Origin of the sequence: Streptomyces niveus, from assembly GCF_001723055.1 — a bacterium.
Lineage (GTDB): Bacteria > Actinomycetota > Actinomycetes > Streptomycetales > Streptomycetaceae > Streptomyces > Streptomyces niveus.
In genome coordinates, this window is the sequence record NZ_MDCR01000367.1 from 1 (window position 1) to 16,736 (window position 16,736).

13 protein-coding genes and 1 pseudogene are annotated in these 16,736 nt (G+C 72.3%); 7 read left to right on the top strand and 7 right to left on the bottom strand.

Features of this window, described 5'->3' with window-relative positions; translation table 11 throughout:
* Positions 1–1,245: ABC transporter substrate-binding protein (locus tag BHU15_RS33070; RefSeq protein WP_079128540.1), on the bottom strand; the 1,245-nt coding region annotated here is incomplete at its 3' end.
* A 272-nt stretch (positions 1,246–1,517) separates the two neighbouring features.
* Between BHU15_RS33070 and BHU15_RS33075 the strand changes: the two genes are divergently transcribed.
* On the top strand, positions 1,518–2,546 hold the full coding sequence (locus BHU15_RS33075) for a LacI family DNA-binding transcriptional regulator (protein ID WP_069630508.1): 1,029 nt from the start codon (positions 1,518–1,520) through the stop codon (positions 2,544–2,546).
* A 79-nt stretch (positions 2,547–2,625) separates the two neighbouring features.
* Positions 2,626–3,465, top strand: a complete 840-nt coding sequence (locus tag BHU15_RS33080; protein ID WP_069630509.1) for an alpha/beta fold hydrolase — start codon at positions 2,626–2,628, stop codon at positions 3,463–3,465.
* 46 nt (positions 3,466–3,511) lie between these two features.
* On the opposite strand, the gene BHU15_RS33085 is transcribed toward BHU15_RS33080, so the two are convergent.
* The 5 genes from BHU15_RS33085 to BHU15_RS33105 form a co-directional block, all read right to left on the bottom strand.
* Positions 3,512–4,606, bottom strand: a complete 1,095-nt coding sequence (locus tag BHU15_RS33085; protein WP_079128541.1) for a medium chain dehydrogenase/reductase family protein — start codon at positions 4,604–4,606, stop codon at positions 3,512–3,514.
* A 193-nt stretch (positions 4,607–4,799) separates the two neighbouring features.
* Positions 4,800–5,336: a P-loop nucleotide/nucleoside kinase family protein gene (locus tag BHU15_RS33090; protein WP_069630511.1), complete on the bottom strand. Its 537-nt coding sequence runs from the start codon at positions 5,334–5,336 to the stop codon at positions 4,800–4,802.
* Positions 5,333–9,700 carry a HEAT repeat domain-containing protein gene (locus tag BHU15_RS33095; RefSeq protein ID WP_069630512.1) on the bottom strand — a complete coding sequence of 1,456 codons (4,368 nt, stop codon included), beginning with the start codon at positions 9,698–9,700 and terminating at the stop codon, positions 5,333–5,335. Before BHU15_RS33095 ends, BHU15_RS33090 begins: the two co-directional genes overlap by 4 nt.
* 72 nt (positions 9,701–9,772) lie before the next feature.
* Positions 9,773–10,144 (bottom strand): DUF952 domain-containing protein, encoded by a 372-nt coding sequence (locus tag BHU15_RS33100; RefSeq protein ID WP_069630513.1) that lies wholly within the window; start codon positions 10,142–10,144, stop codon positions 9,773–9,775.
* Positions 10,145–10,231: 87 nt separating this feature from the next.
* Entirely contained in the window at positions 10,232–11,263 is a 1,032-nt protein-coding gene (locus tag BHU15_RS33105; RefSeq protein ID WP_079128543.1) for a phosphotransferase, read from the bottom strand.
* Positions 11,264–11,691: 428 nt separating this feature from the next.
* On the opposite strand from BHU15_RS33105, the gene BHU15_RS33110 reads away from it, so the two are divergent.
* Positions 11,692–12,894, top strand: coding sequence for a Cmx/CmrA family chloramphenicol efflux MFS transporter (locus tag BHU15_RS33110; protein ID WP_069630514.1), 1,203 nt, complete (start codon positions 11,692–11,694; stop codon positions 12,892–12,894).
* A 36-nt stretch (positions 12,895–12,930) separates the two neighbouring features.
* On the top strand, positions 12,931–13,647 hold the full coding sequence (locus tag BHU15_RS33115; RefSeq protein WP_069630515.1) for a TetR/AcrR family transcriptional regulator: 717 nt from the start codon (positions 12,931–12,933) through the stop codon (positions 13,645–13,647).
* 252 nt (positions 13,648–13,899) lie between these two features.
* Here the strand turns inward: BHU15_RS33115 and BHU15_RS33120 are convergent.
* Positions 13,900–14,793, bottom strand: a pseudogene (locus BHU15_RS33120) (RNA polymerase sigma-70 factor); the annotation flags it as partial.
* A gap of 181 nt (positions 14,794–14,974) precedes the next feature.
* Between BHU15_RS33120 and BHU15_RS33125 the strand changes: the two are divergent.
* The 3 genes from BHU15_RS33125 (at position 14,975) to sigJ (ending at position 16,692) form a co-directional block, all read left to right on the top strand.
* Complete coding sequence (locus tag BHU15_RS33125; RefSeq protein ID WP_069630516.1) at positions 14,975–15,460, top strand: carboxymuconolactone decarboxylase family protein; 486 nt, start codon at positions 14,975–14,977, stop codon at positions 15,458–15,460.
* On the top strand, positions 15,457–15,690 hold the full coding sequence (locus BHU15_RS33130; RefSeq protein WP_069630517.1) for a hypothetical protein: 234 nt from the start codon (positions 15,457–15,459) through the stop codon (positions 15,688–15,690). The genes BHU15_RS33125 and BHU15_RS33130 overlap by 4 nt, the downstream gene beginning before the upstream one ends.
* A 117-nt stretch (positions 15,691–15,807) precedes the next feature.
* Positions 15,808–16,692, top strand: a complete 885-nt coding sequence (sigJ, locus tag BHU15_RS33135) for an RNA polymerase sigma factor SigJ (RefSeq protein ID WP_069630520.1) — start codon at positions 15,808–15,810, stop codon at positions 16,690–16,692.
* Positions 16,693–16,736: the final 44 nt, after the last annotated feature.

The following is a 16,736-nucleotide window of genomic DNA, read 5'->3' on the forward strand; positions in this document are numbered from 1 at the left end:
GCGCCCGAGGATCTGCTCGTCCGGGATCTCCTTCGCCGCGTCACCGAAGATCTGGCCGATCGGGGCGTCGCTGAAGTACGCGGACTTGCCGCCGGCCACTTCGGGTGTGTCCAGCGCGGTCTTGGAGGAGGGGAAGTTGCCGAGCTTCTCGAAGATGAACGCCTGCTGCTCGGGCGCGGTCAGCCAGGCGACGAGGTCGGTGGCCTCCTTCTTCACCGGGCTGTCCTCCATCACCCCGAGGAACGAGCCGCCCCAGTTGGCCCCCTTGGGCGCCCTGGCGACGTCCCACTTGCCCTCGTTCGCCGGTCCCGCCTTCTCGCTGATGTGCGCGAGCATCCAGGCGGGACAGACCGTCGTGGCGAAGGTGCTGTTGGCGAGTCCCGGGTCCCAGCCGGGCTGGAACTGCCGCAGTTTGGCGGTCAGTCCGGACTCGGCCGCGTCGGACGCGAGCGTCCAGGCGTCCTTGACGACGGGGTTGTCGTTGTAGATGAGTTCGCCGTCCTTGTCGTAGAACTGCTTCTCATCGCCGTAGATCATCGCGTTGAACAGTCCGGTCGAACTGTCCATGAAGGCGACCTTGTCCTTCTTGTTCCCCTTCTTGAAGTCCCGTCCGACGTCTACGTACTTGGACCAGTCGCCCGCCCACAGCTTCTCGACCTCGGCCCGCTCGGTCGGCAGCCCCGCCTGCTCGAAGAGGTCCTTGCGGTAGCAGACCGCCATCGGACCGATGTCGGTGCCGAGTCCCAGCAGCTTGCCGTCGTCCGTGGTGACCTGGCTCGACTTCCAGGGGAGGTAGTGGTCGAGTCCGGGTGTCTTGGACAGGTCGGCGAACTTGCCGGCCTGGGTGTCGACCAGTTCCTTGGCCCGGCCTATCTCTATGCCCTGGATGTCCTTGAGACCGCTGCCGGCGGCCAGATGGGTCTGGAGCGCCGTGTAGTACGTCTGCTCGTCGCCGGACACGTCGGACTCGATGACGATGTCGGGGTTCTCCTCCATGTACCGGTCCAGGAGCCCCGACTCCTTGAACCCCATGACGCCGAACAGCCCCATGCTGACGACGGTCTTGCCGTCCTTCGTCTTCGCCTTCTCCGTGTCGCCGCCGCCTCCGCAGCCGGCGACGAGCACGAGGGACAGACCGGCCGCCACGACGGCGGCGCGGGCCGGAAGGCGGGACGGGAAACGGGACAGAGGCCCGGTGGTGCGAGCAGAGACGGTGGATCCGAAGCGATGACGGGCGGTGCCCATGTGCTTCCTCCTTGCGGGGCGCTCGACGCGCCGAAAAGTGACTCGATGAACTCACCGGACGCGGGCCCGGCATCCGGCGAACGAAAAGTGGGAGCGCTCCCAGTCGGTTGTGCAAGACTCTGCGGAGTACGTCGCACCGTGTCAAGAGTTGAAGACGTTTCCGTTGCCCGGAGATGTCCGGCGCCGAGTGGGCCGGAGCCGTGCCTCGCGGGTCAAGTGCCCTGCGCAGGCGGGCACCGGGCGGCCCCGCGGGGCAGAAGTCAGGAGAAGCCATGAGCAGCCCCAAACACCAAGGTCAGCGGCCAACTCTTGAAGCCGTCGCCGAGCTGGCGGGGGTGGGGCGCGGGACGGTGTCGCGGGTCGTCAACGGTGCGCCCGGCGTCAGCGCGAAGGCCCGCGCCGCGGTCGAGACGGCCATCACGCAGCTGAACTACATACCCAACCCGGCGGCACGCAGCCTCGTCACGAGCCGGACCGACTGCGTCGCGCTGGTGATCCCCGAGTCGGAGAGCCGGCTCGCCGCCGAGCCGTACTTCTCGGCGGTGATCCGCGGCGTGAGTACGGAACTGGCGGACACCGAGATGCAGTTGCTGCTCATCCTGGTGCGCGACCGGCGCGAGCTGGACCGGCTGACGCGCTTCGCGGCGGCGCGCCGGGTGGACGGTGTCCTGCTGGTGTCGATCCACGACGACGACCCGCTGCCGGGCCTGCTCGAAGAGATGCGGATGCCGACCGTCCTGGCGGGCCGGCGCTCCCCCGACGAGTCCCTGAGCCATGTCCACTCCGACAACGTCGGGGGCGCGGCGACAGCCGTACGGCATCTGATCGACGGCGGGCGCACCACGATCGCGACGATCACCGGGCCGCTCGACATGGACGTCGGCAACAGCCGCCTCCGGGGCTGGCGCGAGGCCCTGGCCGAGCGGGGCGCGGCGGTGGACGAACGTCTCGTCGCCGTCGCGGACTTCACCGAGGAGGGCGGGCGTACGGCGATGCGCGACCTGCTCGACCGGGTCCCCGGCATCGACGCCGTCTTCGCCGCGTCGGACGTCATGGCGGCGGGGGCGCTGACCGAACTGCGGGAGCGGGGGCGGCGGGTGCCCGACGACGTGGCGGTGATCGGTTTCGACGACTCGGTCATCGCCCGGCACACGACACCGGCGCTGACCAGTGTGCGGCAGCCCATCGAGGCGATCGGGCGCTCGATCACGCGGCTGCTCCTGACGGAGATCGCCGAGCCCGCGACCGCCCACCGGCAACTGGTGCTGCCGACGACGCTGGTCGTACGCGACTCGGCGTGACAAGCGGTCGATCCCCTGCGGGCACGGACGGGCGAAACCCGGTTGCCGCTGTTCGGCGCCCCCTGACAAGGTCTGCGCGATGCCTGACTACTCCGCACCTGACGACACCCGGCTCGCCTACCACGTATTCGGTGAGGGCCCTCCCCTGGTCTGTCTGCCGGGCGGACCCATGCAGTCCGCCGCCTATCTCGGCGAGTTGGGCGGCCTCTCGGCGCACCGGCAGCTGATCATGCCCGATCCCCGGGGCACGGGCGGCTCCGCCGTACCGCGGGACCCCGCGTCGTACCGCTGCGACCGGCTCGTCGCCGACGTCGAGGCGCTGCGCGTACGGCTGGGTCTCGACCGGATGGATCTGCTCGGGCACTCCAGCGGGGTGAATCTGGCGGCGCGGTACGTGGAGCGCCACCCGGAACGCGTCGGCAGGCTCGCGCTGATCACGCCGAGTGTGTGGGCGGTCGGTATCCCGATCCCCGGGGAGGTGCGGCGCGAGACGGTGCGTCCGCGCCGGGACGAGCCGTGGTTCCCGGCGGCGTACGCGGCGCTGGCGGCGATCACCGAGGGGCGCGCGACGGCGGACGCCTGGGGGGCCATCACGCCGTTCTCCTACGGCCGTTGGGACGAGGAGGCACGGGCTTTCGAGTCGGCGGGGGAAGCGCAGCGCAACGACGAGGCGGCGGGCGCCTTCGCCGGGGAAGGCGCCTTCGACCCGGCGGCCACGCGTACGGCGCTCGGCCGGTTCGAGGGGCCGGTGCTGCTGCTCGCGGGCGAGGTGGACCCCGGGGCTCCGCCGGTGATCGTGCGGGAGTTCGCGGGGCTGTTCCCGAACGCCGAGGTCGTCGTGCAGCCCGGCGCCGGGCACTTCCCGTGGCGCGACGACGCCGAACGGTTCGTGGCGGCCACGGCGGCGTTCCTGGCCTGAGCGTCGGCCGGGCGGCGGGGAGTCACCGCACGCAACTGCCCGGCCGTCACCCGTGTTTGATGTCGCTCCCGCCGTGCCCGTCCCGCGTGACGTCCGGGATCAGGACGACCTTTCCGGTCACCGTGCTGGACTCCGCCAGGCTCAGCGCGTCGGCGGCCTTCGACAGCGGCAGCCGCGCGGCGACCTGCGGCCTGATCTCCCCCTCGGCGAGCAGTCCGAGCACCTCGGTGAGGTCGGCGGCGAGCCGCGCCTGGAAGGCTTCGGCGCGCCGCTTGCCCGCCCAGATGTTGAAGAAGTGGGCGCTCTTGCCGTTGGGCAGGGCGTTCCAGAGCTGGAGCCGGGCGATGAGCTTCAGGACGGGCAGTTTGGACGAGCCCTCCGCGTCGCGCGTCGAGGCCGTGCCGTACGAGACGAGCGTCCCGCCGGGGGCGAGCAGCCCGAACGACGCGACGATCCCCTCACCGCCGATGTGGTCGAACACCGCGTCCACGCCGTCCGGGGCGATCGCGCGGACCTCGGCGGTGAGGTCGGACGTGCGGTAGTCGATCGGGACGGCGCCCAGCTCCCGCACGGTCTCCTGGTGCCGGGCGGACGCCGTGCCGATGACGCGGGCGCCCGCGCGGCGGGCGAGCTGGACGAGGGTGGAGCCGACGCCGCCGTTCGCGCCGAGTACGAGCACGGTCTGACCGGCCTTCACGTGCGCGACGCGGTGCAGCATCTGCATCGCGGTGATGCCGTTCACGACCAGGGTCTCGGCCTCGGCCGCGTCGACACCGTCCGGCACCTCGACGAGTTCGGCCGCCGGAACGAGCAGGTGGCTCGCCCAGCCGCCGGTCTTGGTGAGTACGGCGAACCGGCGGCCGACGAGGGAGGTGTCCCCGCCGGTCCCGACCGCCGCGACGGTGCCCACGACGTCGTAGCCGGGGGTGAAGGGGTACGGCGGCTGGTCGTAGTACTTGCCGCGCCGCATCTGCTGCTCGGCGAAGGAGACGCCGGACGCCTCCATCACCAGGAGGACCTGACCGGGTCCGGGAGCCGGCACGGGCCGCTGCCGTACCTGGAGCCCGGAGGGCTCGACCACGCCGGGCAGGACGATCTCGGTCATCACCGCTCGGTCACCGGCTTCTCGCGGGTCGCTCATGACACTCACCTCTCGATGCTGTTCTCGCTTGAGTTAGAAGCTATAACTAGAGTGTCAGACCATTGCGCGGCGATGTCAAGCAAGGCTCGAACGAGGCGTGCGGACATACGAAAAACGCGCCTGACGGCGAAGGGCCGCCGTCAGGCGCGTGGTCAGGCGTGTGGTCAGGCGCGTGGTCAGGCCGGAGCCGGTGTCAGATCGTGCCGACGTGCTTCAGTACGTCGTCAGCCAGCTCCGCGGTCGGCCGCTCGCCGTCGAGGAACACGGTTCCGTCCGGCATGGTGTCCGCCGCCGCCACGCAGCGCACCATCCTCTCCATGACCCACCTCAGACCGGCTGCCTCGGCCTCGGGATCGCCCTGCGGGTTGCCTCGTGCTCTGAGGCGGCGCTCCAGCTCCGGCGCCGGGACCTTCAGGAAGAAGTGGTGCATGGGCACGCCGGCCGCGGCCAGCGCGCCGAAGACCTCACTCACGTAGAGCGGGTCAACGAGCGTCATCGGTACCAGGACCGGCCGCTCGTACTCCTTGAGCAGGCCCAGCGCCAGCGAGACCAACTGGCTGCGCCACAGCGGCAGATCCTGGAAGTCCCCGGTCGGGACGTCCACGATGTCCCGCAGGAGGAGGCCGACCTGCTCCGGGTCGTACACCAGCAAGTCCGGCCGTCGGCTGTGCAGTTCGGCGACCAGTGTCGTCTTGCCCGCACCGAAGGAGCCGTTCACCCAGACGATCATGTTGTTCTCTCCTCTTCGACGGTGGCGTCCGTGATCCGGTCGAGCACGGACGTGTAGACGGAACGCTTGTCGGGACGCGCGTGGTCGGCCGTGTACCGGAGCGCGGGGACCGCCCGCCGGCCCAGGTGCAGCAGACCGTCCACGACCGCGCCGCGCACGACCGGGTGGGAGTGGTCGAGCAGGGCGACGATCGCCGGTACGGCGGGCTCCCAGCCCGCGTGGGCGAGGGTACGGACGGCGGAGCGCACCACGTCCGGCTGCGGATCGTTGAGCAGCGTCGACGTGTGGTGCAGATACGTCTCCCGGTCGGACACCTGCCGGGATGTCCGGTGTGCGTGCAGCCGGACGCCGGGGCGGGGATGGTGCAGCAACTCCCCTATCAGCGCGGGCAGTTCGGGGTCGCGTACTTCGGTGAGCCGGGTGAGTGCCCGGCGGATCTGGTCGGGCTCGCCGGTACGGGCCAGACGCAGCAGGTCCTGGCGCGAGGGTCCGGCGGGGCTCGCGGCCGGCTCGGCCAGGCGTACCCAGGTGCCGGTGTGCGGACGTGCCGGGGCCGGATCGCGCAGTGGCCCGTCGACCAGGACGAGACTGTCGGCGACGCGGTCCTGGCCCTCGGCGCGCAGTCGGCGGCGGATCCCGATGAGCGCGGGGGTGCGGAGCAGCGGACGGCCGGCGAGCAGGTCGAGGAATCCCCACGCGCCCGCCGTCAGCCGGTCGCCGAGGTGCGCGGCGAGCGTGTCCGCCGGGACGGCGCGCAGGACGGGGAGGACGATCCGCGGCGCCTCTTGCCACCCGTCCAGCAAGAGGGGTACGAGCGGTTCCAGGGCGGCCGGGTCGAGAGACCAGGCCACCTGGGCCAACCGGTCGTACCGGAAGTCTCCGCCCTCCAGCGCGGCGAGCGCCGCGGCCGGGACCGCGTCGGCCGGCGCCGCGACATCGACGCGGCCGGAGAGATAGGCGCGCAGGACCACCGAGCGGACGTCGGGATCGGGCCAGGTGCGCAGTGCGAGGGCGGCGGTACGGCGCCGGTCCGGGTCGGGTGCGTCGAGCATGTCCAGCAGCCGGGCGCGCAGCGCCGCCGACCGTGGCTGGTCCAGATCGTCCGCCCGTACCGTACGGCGGGGTGTGGGCGCGGCCGACGTGTGCGAGATGTTCTCGCCGAGGGTCCAGGGCGGCGCGTCCAGTGGCTGGAGTGCGATCATGCGGTCGAGGAGGGCGGACCGGGTCGTGGGGTCGGCGGCCGGGTACTCGTCGGCCAACGCGGCAAGCCGCTCGCGGGAGTTGTGCGAGTCGGGCGCGGCGATGGCGCCGTCCGGGATGCCGAACGCCTCGCGCAGTACGGCTCCCTCGGCGCGCGCTGTCGCCGCCGCCGCGAGTGCCTGGTCCAGATCGGCGCGCACCAGCACCGCGTCGCAGCCCCGCAGCAGGGTCAGCGTCGGAGCGGGCGCGGTGCCGGGCAGCGCGCGTACGGCGGCGATGACCGCCCGCTTGTCGGCCGTCGACAGCAAGGGCGCCACTTCTTCGAGCGCGGACACGAGATCCCGCCCGTCCTCACCGGAACTCGCCTTGTCCGTCAGGTAGTTGAGCAGGACCGGCAGATACCGCGCGCAGGTCCTCTTCTCGTTGCCGGAGAGCCGGGCCGGGCACATTCTGGTCGCCACCCGTACCAGCCGTACCCGGGTGTCGGACATCGCGTCCGGCAGCGAGGCGGCGAGCGCGAGCCAGTCCGCGTGCGTGGGCCGCAGCCCGTACAGCGCCTGACGCGTGGGCAGTTCGGGTCGTCCGGCGATCCGCAGCGCGACGGCGGGCCGCCAGCCGCCGGTCTCCAGCGTGTCGATGTCGGCGCGCGTCGCGTCCCGGGCGGGCGGGGGCACCGCGAGGCAGGCGCCCAGCAGTTCGCGGGCGCGCGGCTCGTCCGCGCGGTCCAGGGCGGCGCGCACGGTCGCCTCGTGGGCGGGGCCGAGGATGGCGCGCAGCGCCTCGACGAGTGCGGTCCTGAACCCCGGATTGTCGTGGCGGCCGAGCCAGTTGAGGAGTTGGGGCACCGCGACCGCGGTGCCCGCGTGGGCGAGCACTCCCGCCGCGGTCTTCTTGATGTTCATGTTCGGGTGGTCGAGACAGGCGGCGACGGCGCCCGCCGCCCAGCGGGCCCGTGCGTGGCCGAGGGCGAGCAGCGCCTGCCGTACGGTCTGGATGTCGTCGGCGGCCGTGAGGGTGATGAGGCTCGCCGAGAGGGCCTGCGCGTCGTCGCCGTCGGTGTCCTTGGCGAGCAGTGCGATCACGTGTTTGCGCACATGGGGGTCGCGGTGGCGGAGCAGTCGGTGCGCACGTGGCCGGATGTGCGGGTACGGGATCCTGGTGAGCAGTTCGAGGAGGATCACCCGCTCGCCGTCGGTCGGCTCGGGCCGGTCGAGAAGGCCGAGCACCATGGTCGCGGCGAGTGCGTCGCCGGCCGCGTCGGCGTCGGGGGCGTCGAGCAGGCAGGACGGCCGGATCCTGCGGCGCGCGTGGAGCCGCCGGCCCATGTCCCGTACGGCCGCCAGGACTTCGCCGGGCACGACGGGCTCACCGGTGACCGCCGATCCGTCCGACTGGACGACAGCGGGCCGCTCGGTCAACTGCCGCTCCACCAGTGCCAGTTCGGCGACGACATCGAGAAGCAGACCGGCGATGACCGGGAGCGTGCCGACGCCGCCGTGGGCGGCCAGCCCGCGGAGCGCGGCCACCGGCTCGCCTCGGTCGACACGCGCGGCGAGCAGGGCCAGTTCACTCTCGTCGGGGCCGCCGAGATCGGCGGTGATCCGCGCGGGCAGGTCGGCGGGGTCGAGACGGGCGAGGAGTGCGCGCCGCTCGGCCGTGTCGTCGGTGAGCTGCCAGAGCAGTTCGACCGCCCGGAGCCGTACGGCCCGCAGGTGCGGTGCGATCACGCTGTCGGAGTCCGGTGGCGTGAGGCCGAGCCCGTCCCGCAGCGCCTCCACCGTCAGCCGGCCGCCGATGGCCTCCAGCGTGTCGAGCGCGGCGGCGGGTTCGGTCGCCAGATGCGCCAGTACGGCTTCCTCGGCGGGCGTGTACCGCAGCGCGCGCAGTGCGTCGAGGAAGGGCCGGGGGGCCGAAGTCGCCGCCAGGGCACGGGTGATGGCGTCGCCGACGGGCAGTTCGCCCGCCTCGCCCGTGCCCTGTCCGGCCAGCGCGACCAGGAGGGCGAGCCTGCGCGGCCAGCTCGGATCGTCGGCGGGGACGTCGGTCAGCAGTCTGAGCAGGTCCTGACGGCAGGTGAACAGGACGGTCGCGACGTCGCGCGGCGCGATGGCGTGGTCGGCCAGCGCGAGTGCGACGACGGCCCGGACATCGGCGCCGGTCACGAAGTGCCCGCGCCGGTGGAGTCCGCTCAGGCAGGCCACGGCAGGCTCGCCGAACAGCAGCGGGTCGCGTGCGGCGGCGGTGATCAGTTCGCCGATGTCGTGGCGTGTGGCGAGCGATCCGAGCAGTTCCAGTGCGCGGCGTCGCAGCCGGGGCGGCAGGTCCGGGTCGTCGACGGCGTGCCGCAGGACGCCACTGTGGCCGTGCCGGGCGAGAGTGCCGAGCGCGGCGTCGGCCACGTCGGGCCGTACGGCGACGGCTGCGGCGCTCAGGTGGACGGACAGCCGGTCGGCCGGCAGGGGCTCCAACGTCGCCCAGGGTTCGGCGAGTTCGGCCAGGGCCGCGATGACGGTCCCGGCCGCCGCTTCGCCGTCGGCGTCGAGATCGAGCAGCCGCGACAGATGGGCGCGGACGAGCCCGGCCGTCAGGACTCCCGCGTGCAGCCCCTCCCGCGCCAGTCTCAACGACTCGTCCACCAGCACCTGGTCGCCGCTGTCCGCCAGCTCGGCAATGAGTTGGCGCGGCCGGGCGGTGTGGGCGGCGTCCGTCTCGCGTACGGCCTGGTGGAGCAGTTCGGAGGTGGGTTCGCGGCGGACGGTCGTCGGGTCGTTGGCGATCTCGGCGCGCAGCCAGGCGATCTGTACGCGTACGGGGAGTTCGGCCGTGCGCCAGGGCGGCGGGTGGCCTGCCACGGCGTACGGCATCGGCAGGTGCGGTCCGAGCCGCGTGTACAGCTCGGCCAGGGCGAGCGCGTCCTCCGCCACCGTCCAATCGCCCGCGGCGGACAGCGCTGTGGGCAACAGGGCGGCGAGCACGGCCGGTTCGTGGTGCGCGACCCGCTCGCCGAGGAGCGTGAGCCCCAGCGACCGTACGGGCGCGTCCTCGTGACGAAGGAGCCGTTCGATGACGTCCGGCGCGCAGTCGGTGGGGTCCAGCAGCTCGGCCGCCCGACGGACGTCGCCCCGCCGGAGCGCGTGGTGGAGTACTTCGTCCGTCGGCGTCATCGGTCGATACTAGGTGCGCCGTCGACGGCCCCACCAGCGGAATCCGATCCGGCATCGGCCGCCGCCGGTCGGTCAGTGTGCCGTGGAGCCGTCCCGCGCGATCAGTCCCCAGTCCCGGCCGTCCTCCGCGCGGACGATGTCCATCACCTGGACAACGGCGTCCCGGTTGAGAGGTCCTCGCAGCCGGGCCATCCGGAAGCCGGGCTCGTGGGCCATGGGCGAGTGGGCGGGCGGCGCCACCCACTCGACCGGGACGTCGACCAGGGTCTCGTCGATGACCAGGACGAGTCCGGACGTGTCCTGGTGGAAGCGCTCGACGGCCTTGAGGACCGCTTCCCGCGTCGGGGAGGCGTGGACGGAGCCGTCGCGGGCCAGGGACGGCGGCGCGTAGGGCAGGTCGGGATCGGCCAGCCAGTTTTCCAGTACGGCGAAGTGATAGAGCATGAGGCGGTTATAGCCGCTCGGGGCGGGGCGGGCCGCGCCCACACCGGCGCACTCACCGGATCGGCCCATCCACGCCTGCCGGGCCGCCTACGCCTCGGCCGCGAGGCTCTCCACCGTGCTGGTCAGGGCATCCCGGGCCTGCCGGGCGTCCGGGGTCGGGCCGTGCGGGGCGCGGAGCCAGGTGAGGAATTCGGCGACGTCGTTCAGCGCCCAGCGGAGGCGGTAGAGGGCCAGGGCGGAGGGATCCGGTTTCCGGCCGGTGGCCTCCTCGTACCGTACGAGGACATCCGCGCCGTCCGCACCACTCGCGTCCTCCGCTCCACTCGCGCCGTCCGCGACCAGCCAGAGGTCCCGCTCGGGCACCGCGAGGCCGACCGTGTCCCAGTCGAGCAGCAGCCGCCGCTCCCCCGCCCGCAGCAGATTGCCGGGGTGCGGCTCGCCGTGCGTGACGACGAGCGGTGCGTCGCTCGCCCTCAACTCCCGCACCCGCCGGTCGAATTCGTCGAGCCGCCCGCGCAGGGCGTCGGCGTGGACGGTGAGGAGTTGTCTGGCAGGTTCGGCGTAGGGCCCGATGCCGTCCCAGGGGCGGTTCATCTCCCGTAGCGCGGACTCCAGTTGGGGGCGCGTCGCGAAGTCGGGCGGCAGCACGCGGGCCGAGGCGGGCGGAGCGGTGCGGTGCAGTCTGGCGAGCAGGTCAAGCACGAGGCCACGGTCGTGCGGGGTGAGGGTGTCGCCGAAGTGGCCCGGCGTGCCGGACACGAGAGGGAACACACTCACCGCGTGCCCGGCACCCAGCGCGCGCACCGTCTCGCCCTCGGCCGTGGGCACCGGCGCCACGACGAAGTCCAGGCCGTCCGGCTCAGTGCCACGCAGGGCCACCGCGGTGTCCATGGCGTCCCGCAGTCCGTCGAAGGCGGCCTCCGGCCCGTCCCCGTACCAGGTCTTGTCCGCCAGATCGGCCACGGTCACGAACCACCGGCGCTGCCGCGTGTCGGTGGCGGTCCAGTGGTAGTCGCCGAAGCCCACGGGGGCGTACTCCCAGGCAACGGGGTCGATCCGCCACGCCTTGAGCGCTCGGCGCACCTCGGAGTCTTCGATGTCGGCAGGTCGCTCTTCCATGCCCGCGAAGGTAGTGGCCCGCCGCCGTAGCCGCACTTCGTCAAACGGGTGGAGAGCACGGGGCGCGACTGGTAGTTTGCCGATCATGAGCAGCCCCGAGTCCGACAGACTCTAGCCACCGGTCGCCCGGTGGCTGATCCGCTGTCGAGTTGACGCCGCACGGCCCTGTGGGTCGTGGGCGAGCGCTCGGTACGGCCGTTGCCGCCGGTCCACCGTCGTGTGGGCCGCCTTTCTCAGCGTCTTCCGATCCGCCCGACCGGTCCCGTGCCGGCTGTCCGTGAACTCTCCGGACGGGCCTGCCGGTTGACGGATCTCCGCCGCGTCGCCCTACGCCGTGACGAGCCTCTTCATGCCGTACGGGCGCGGCCCACCTCCCCCTTCGCGACACCCCACCCGTCAACTCCCTCAGTCTTCCTTGGGGTTCCTTCATGCCATTCGCTGTCTATGTGCTCGGGCTCGCCGTCTTCGCCCAGGGCACCTCGGAGTTCATGCTGTCCGGGCTCGTCTCGGGCATCGCCGAGGATCTTCACGTGTCCATCCCCGCCGCCGGTCTGCTGACCTCGGCGTTCGCCGTGGGGATGGTGATCGGCGCGCCGTTGATGGCGCTGTTCAGCCGTAGGTGGCCGCGCCGCCGGGCACTGCTGGTCTTCCTGTCCGCCTTCGTCGCCGCGCATGTCGTCGGCGCCGTCACCCCCACCTACGAGGTACTGCTGGCGACCCGGATCGTCGGGGCGCTGGCCAACGCCGGATTCTGGGCGGTCGCCCTGGTCGCGGCCATCGCGATGGTGGAGCCGGCGGCACGGGCGCGCGCCACGTCCGTCGTGGTCGGCGGTGTCACCGTCGCCTGTGTGGTGGGCGTGCCCGCCGGGGCGCTGCTGGGTGAACACCTGGGGTGGCGGGCGGCGTTCTGGGCGGTGGCCCTCGTGTCGCTGCCCGCGCTCGTCGCGATCGTGCTGGCGGTCCCGGGCGGGCGGCCCGCGACGGCCGCGAGCCCCGCGGAGGACACCGGGTCGCCCACCGTGCGCGAGGAGGTGCGCTCGCTGACCGGCCGCCGGGTGCTGCTCACGCTGCTGACGATGGCGCTCGTCCAGGGCGCGACGTTCTGCGCCTTCTCCTATCTCGAACCGCTGGCCACCCGCGTCACCGGGCTCGGCGCCGCGTGGGTGCCCACCCTGCTGGCCCTGTTCGGTGTGGGGTCGCTCGTCGGCGTCACCGTTTCGGGCCGCGTCGCGGACGCGCGGCGGAGCACCTTCGTGGTGGCCGGCATGGTGTCCCTCGTGGTCGGCTGGGCCGCGCTGGCGCTGGGCGCGGTGAGTCCGGTGGCCGTGGTCGCTCTTGTCTTCGTCCTGGGGATGCTCGCGTTCGGGACCGGTTCGGCGATGATCTCGCAGGTGTTCCAACTGGCGCCCGGCGCACCGACGCTGGCCGGTTCCTTCGCGACGGCAGCGTTCAACGTCGGCGCCGCGGCCGGGCCGTGGCTCGGCGGGCTCACCATCGACGCGGGTTTCGGCTTCCGGTCTCCGGTGTGGGTGAGCGCGGCGCTGATGGTTCTCGCCCTGGCGACGGCCGGCGCCTCCCGCCTGGTCGCCGGGATTGCCCGGCCCGACTCACAAAAGCTACAGTTGCAATGAAAAGCTATAACCTCTAAGTAACGGAAGGCCGCGCCCGTGCCGGTCGGCAAGGACACCCCTCGGCAGCGCTACCGCGATCACGTACGCGCGGAGATCAAGCAGGCCGCGCTGCGTCAGATCGGGGACGGCGGCCCGGCGTCGTTGAGCCTCAACGCGATCGCCAGGGAGCTGGGGGTCACCGGCCCCGCGCTGTACAAGTACTACGCCGGCCGGGACGCCCTGCTCACCGAGCTGATCATCGAAGGGTACGAGGAGGTCGCCGGCGCGGTGCGGGCGGAGGCGGCCCGCACCGCCGACCGGCCGGCCCGGGAGCGGCTGCACGCGCTGGCGGCCGTGTACCGGGACTGGGCCGTCGGGGTCCCGCATCTCTACCAGCTGCTGGCTGGCTCGCCGTCGCCCGGTTACGAGGCCCCGAGCGAGACGGTCGACAGCGCGCGGGCCGTCCTCGGCCCGTTCCTGGCGGTGCTCGCGCAAGGATCGCCCCGGTCGGCGGCCGGGGCCCTGGAGTCCGAGCTGGCCGCCTGGGACGAGGAGACACCCGCGGTCGCCGCCTGGGTACGGGCGTACGCCCCCGACGCCGATCCCGGCCCGGTCCTCGCGGGCGCCGTCACCGTCTGGTCGCGGATGCACGGGGCTGTCAGCCTGGAGATCCAGGGGCAGTTCACGGGCATGGGCCACCGGGGCAGCACCCTGCTGACGTCCGAGATCGACGCCCTCGCCGACGCGATGGGACTGCCGCCGGCCGGTCCATGAGCTGGGCGTGATGTCCGCCGAGGGCGTGCCGTACCTGTCACCGGAGGTGCGGCTCCACCGCAACGGCCTCGGGGAACATCAGTACAGCGGCTATCGGTGAGAACGATTCTGGTTCCGTCGCCGGCAGCGGGACGGCATGCGGAAGTGACGCTGTTCCCATGCGCGTACCGACGGACCGCACCCGGGCCTCCGGTTCCCGCGGTGACACGCCCGATGCGGCGCCGGCCCGGGCGGCGGTCCCGGCGTCAGGCCCATCGCCGTCTCGTGGTTCATGCGTGACAGCTTCTCCGGATTGCGGACGGCGTAGAGGCCCGTGATGAGGCCGGCGTCCAGGCGCAGGGCCATGATCGTGTCGATCCGGCCGTCGCGGCGGATGATCAGGGCCGGGTGGCCGTTCACCAGGGTCGGTTGCAGCAGGGCGCCGCTGAGCCTGGCCAGGGCCTCGGTCACGTCTGGCACGCCCACCACCGGTTCCACGGCGGCCCGGACGACTCCGCCGCCGTCCGTCAGGAGGATGACGTCCGGGGCGATCATGTCGAGGAGCCGGGTCAAGTCACCTGTTTCCACCGCTTGCTGGAAGGCCGCTAGCGCGTCGCGGGTCTGGGACGGGGAGACCGTCTCGCGAGGGCGGCGCGCGGCGACGTGGGTGCGGGCGCGGTGCGCGATCTGGCGGACGGCGGGCGGGGTCTTGTCGACGGCCTGCGCGATCTCGTCGTAGTCCAGGTCGAAGACGTCCCGCAGCACGAACACGGCACGCTCGGTCGGTGTGAGGGTCTCCAGCACGAGGAGCATCGCCATGGAGACGCTGTCCGCGAGCTCGACGTCCTCGGCCACGTCGGGCGCGACGAGCAGTGGCTCGGGCAGCCACGGGCCGACGTAGGACTCCTTGCGGCGGCGGAGTGTGCGAAGGCGGGTCAGGGACTGGCGGGTGGTGATGCGGACCAGGAAGGCGCGCGGGTCGCGGATCGTGGTGTGCTCGACGCCCGACCAGCGCAGCCACGTCTCCTGGAGGACGTCCTCGGCGTCGGCCGCCGAGCCCAGCATCTCGTAGGCCACCGTGAACAGCAGATTGCGGTGGGCAACGAAGGTCTCCGTGGCCGTGGTCGTGGCCGCCCCCGCATCCGTACCGGCATCTTCGTCCGTCATGGTCAGCTCCCGACTTCTCTCGCGCTACGTGTGGTGCGTGTCGTACACGGGACGCCGCCAGCCCCAGTTCTGTGACAGCCGCGCCCCGTGGCCCACATCACATCCGCCCCTTGTCACAGGAACGCGGCCCCAGGCGCCTTATGGGCATCAGCCACACGATTTCGCGAGTGAGGAAGCCCCGATGGAAACCCGTATGAACCTGTTCGACACCGAGCTCGGCACGAAGGTCGGGAAGCGCATGTACGCCGTCAGCCAGGTCATCCAGCAGTCGCCGCTGCCCAAATCCACCCAGGAGTTGGTGCAGCTGCGAGCCAGCCAGATCAACGGGTGCGGCTTCTGCGTCGACATCCACAGCAAGGACGCCGCCGCGGCCGGTGAGGACGCGGCCCGGCTCAGCCTCGTCACCACCTGGCGGCACTCCACCGTGTTCACCGACGCCGAGCGGGCCGCGCTGGCCCTCACCGAGGAGGGCACCCGCATCATCGACGGACACGAAGGGGTGACTGACGAGACCTGGGCCCAGGTGCGCAAGCACTACGACGAGGAGCAGGCTATCGCTCTCGTCTCCCTCGTCGCCATGATCAACGCGACCAACCGGCTCGGCGTGATCCTCAACAACCAGGGTGGATCCTACGTACCCGGCAACCTGGCCACCGTCGCCGGTTGACGCGCCGGGACCGGCCCCGATCGAAGGATCGGGGCCGGTCCCGGTCGCGCGGGAGCGGTCGGGAACTGGTCCGGCCCACCCCCGTCGTCGTCCTCGTCCGCAGGCGGGCCCGGCCGGACTTCACCGCCGTGCTGCCGCTGCTGACCGGCGAGCGGCGCGACTGGCTCGCCGGGGCGATCTCCCAGACGTACGGCACGCGTCACCGGCCGGCGCGGGCGACCGCAGGATGAGTACCGGTGAGCCGTCAAAGGTGATCCCCGCCTCTCGTCACGTCGACCAGGTTTCATCCGTCATCACCGTTGAAGGGAAACGCAACGCAACCACGGGACGGGTCGAGAGGGATGGCGATGGACGAGAACGAGTTCCTGGCGCGGCGTTTCGAGGCGCACCGCACCCATCTGCGGGCGGTGGCCTACCGGATGCTCGGTTCGGTGAGCGAGGCCGACGACGCGGTCCAGGAGGCGTGGTTCAAACTCCACCGCTCCGACACGCGTGAGGTCGAGAATCTGGCCGGCTGGCTGACGACGGTCGTGGGCCGCGTCTGCCTTGACATGCTCCGGTCGCGCGCGGCACGCCGTGAGGACCCGCTGGAGGAGCGCGTACGGCTGCCCGATCCGATCATCAGCGGCGTGGACGGCGTGGATCCGGAGCAGGAGGCGCTGCTCGCGGACTCGGTCGGCCTCGCGCTGCTCGTCGTGCTCGAATCGCTGGCTCCCGCCGAGCGGCTGGCCTTCGTCCTGCACGACCTGTTCGCCGTGCCCTTCGAGGAGATCGCCCCCGTCGTCGGCCGTACCCCGGCCGCCGCGCGGCAGCTCGCCAGCCGGGCCCGGCGGCGGGTCCATGGCGCGGCGCCGACCCCGGACCCGGACATCAGCAAGCAGCGCGAAGTCGTGGACGCGTTCCTCGCGGCGGCGCGGGACGGCGACTTCGACGCGCTGGTCGCGCTGCTCGACCCGGACGTCGTGGTGCGCTCGGACGGCGGCGCGCTGCGTCCCGGAGGGCTGGTACGCGGCGCGGCGGCGGTCGCGGGCGGGGCGATCTTCGCGGCCCAGTTCGCCGAGGTGTCGCGGCCCGCGCTCGTCAACGGCGCGGCGGGGGTGGTCGCGACGGCGGAGGGGCGGCCGCTCTCGGTCATGGCGTTCACGATCACGAACGGCAGGATCGTGTCCATCGCGATCCTGAACGATCCCGAGCGGCTGGACCGGCTCGATCTGACGGTCCTGGACGACTGAGCGGCGGGATTCCTTCTCGTCAGGCAGGCTTGACGTCAAGCCTG

Coding starts and splice junctions, on each gene's coding strand:
- BHU15_RS33090 (WP_069630511.1), bottom strand. CDS start 5,336: ATGATCGTCTGGGTGAACGGCTCCTTCGGTGCGGGCAAGACGACACTG.
- BHU15_RS33110 (WP_069630514.1), top strand. CDS start 11,692: ATGCCATTCGCTGTCTATGTGCTCGGGCTCGCCGTCTTCGCCCAGGGC.
- BHU15_RS33075 (WP_069630508.1), top strand. CDS start 1,518: ATGAGCAGCCCCAAACACCAAGGTCAGCGGCCAACTCTTGAAGCCGTC.
- sigJ (WP_069630520.1), top strand. CDS start 15,808: ATGGACGAGAACGAGTTCCTGGCGCGGCGTTTCGAGGCGCACCGCACC.
- BHU15_RS33095 (WP_069630512.1), bottom strand. CDS start 9,700: ATGACGCCGACGGACGAAGTACTCCACCACGCGCTCCGGCGGGGCGAC.
- BHU15_RS33080 (WP_069630509.1), top strand. CDS start 2,626: ATGCCTGACTACTCCGCACCTGACGACACCCGGCTCGCCTACCACGTA.
- BHU15_RS33085 (WP_079128541.1), bottom strand. CDS start 4,606: ATGAGCGACCCGCGAGAAGCCGGTGACCGAGCGGTGATGACCGAGATC.
- BHU15_RS33105 (WP_079128543.1), bottom strand. CDS start 11,263: ATGGAAGAGCGACCTGCCGACATCGAAGACTCCGAGGTGCGCCGAGCG.
- BHU15_RS33100 (WP_069630513.1), bottom strand. CDS start 10,144: ATGCTCTATCACTTCGCCGTACTGGAAAACTGGCTGGCCGATCCCGAC.
- BHU15_RS33125 (WP_069630516.1), top strand. CDS start 14,975: ATGGAAACCCGTATGAACCTGTTCGACACCGAGCTCGGCACGAAGGTC.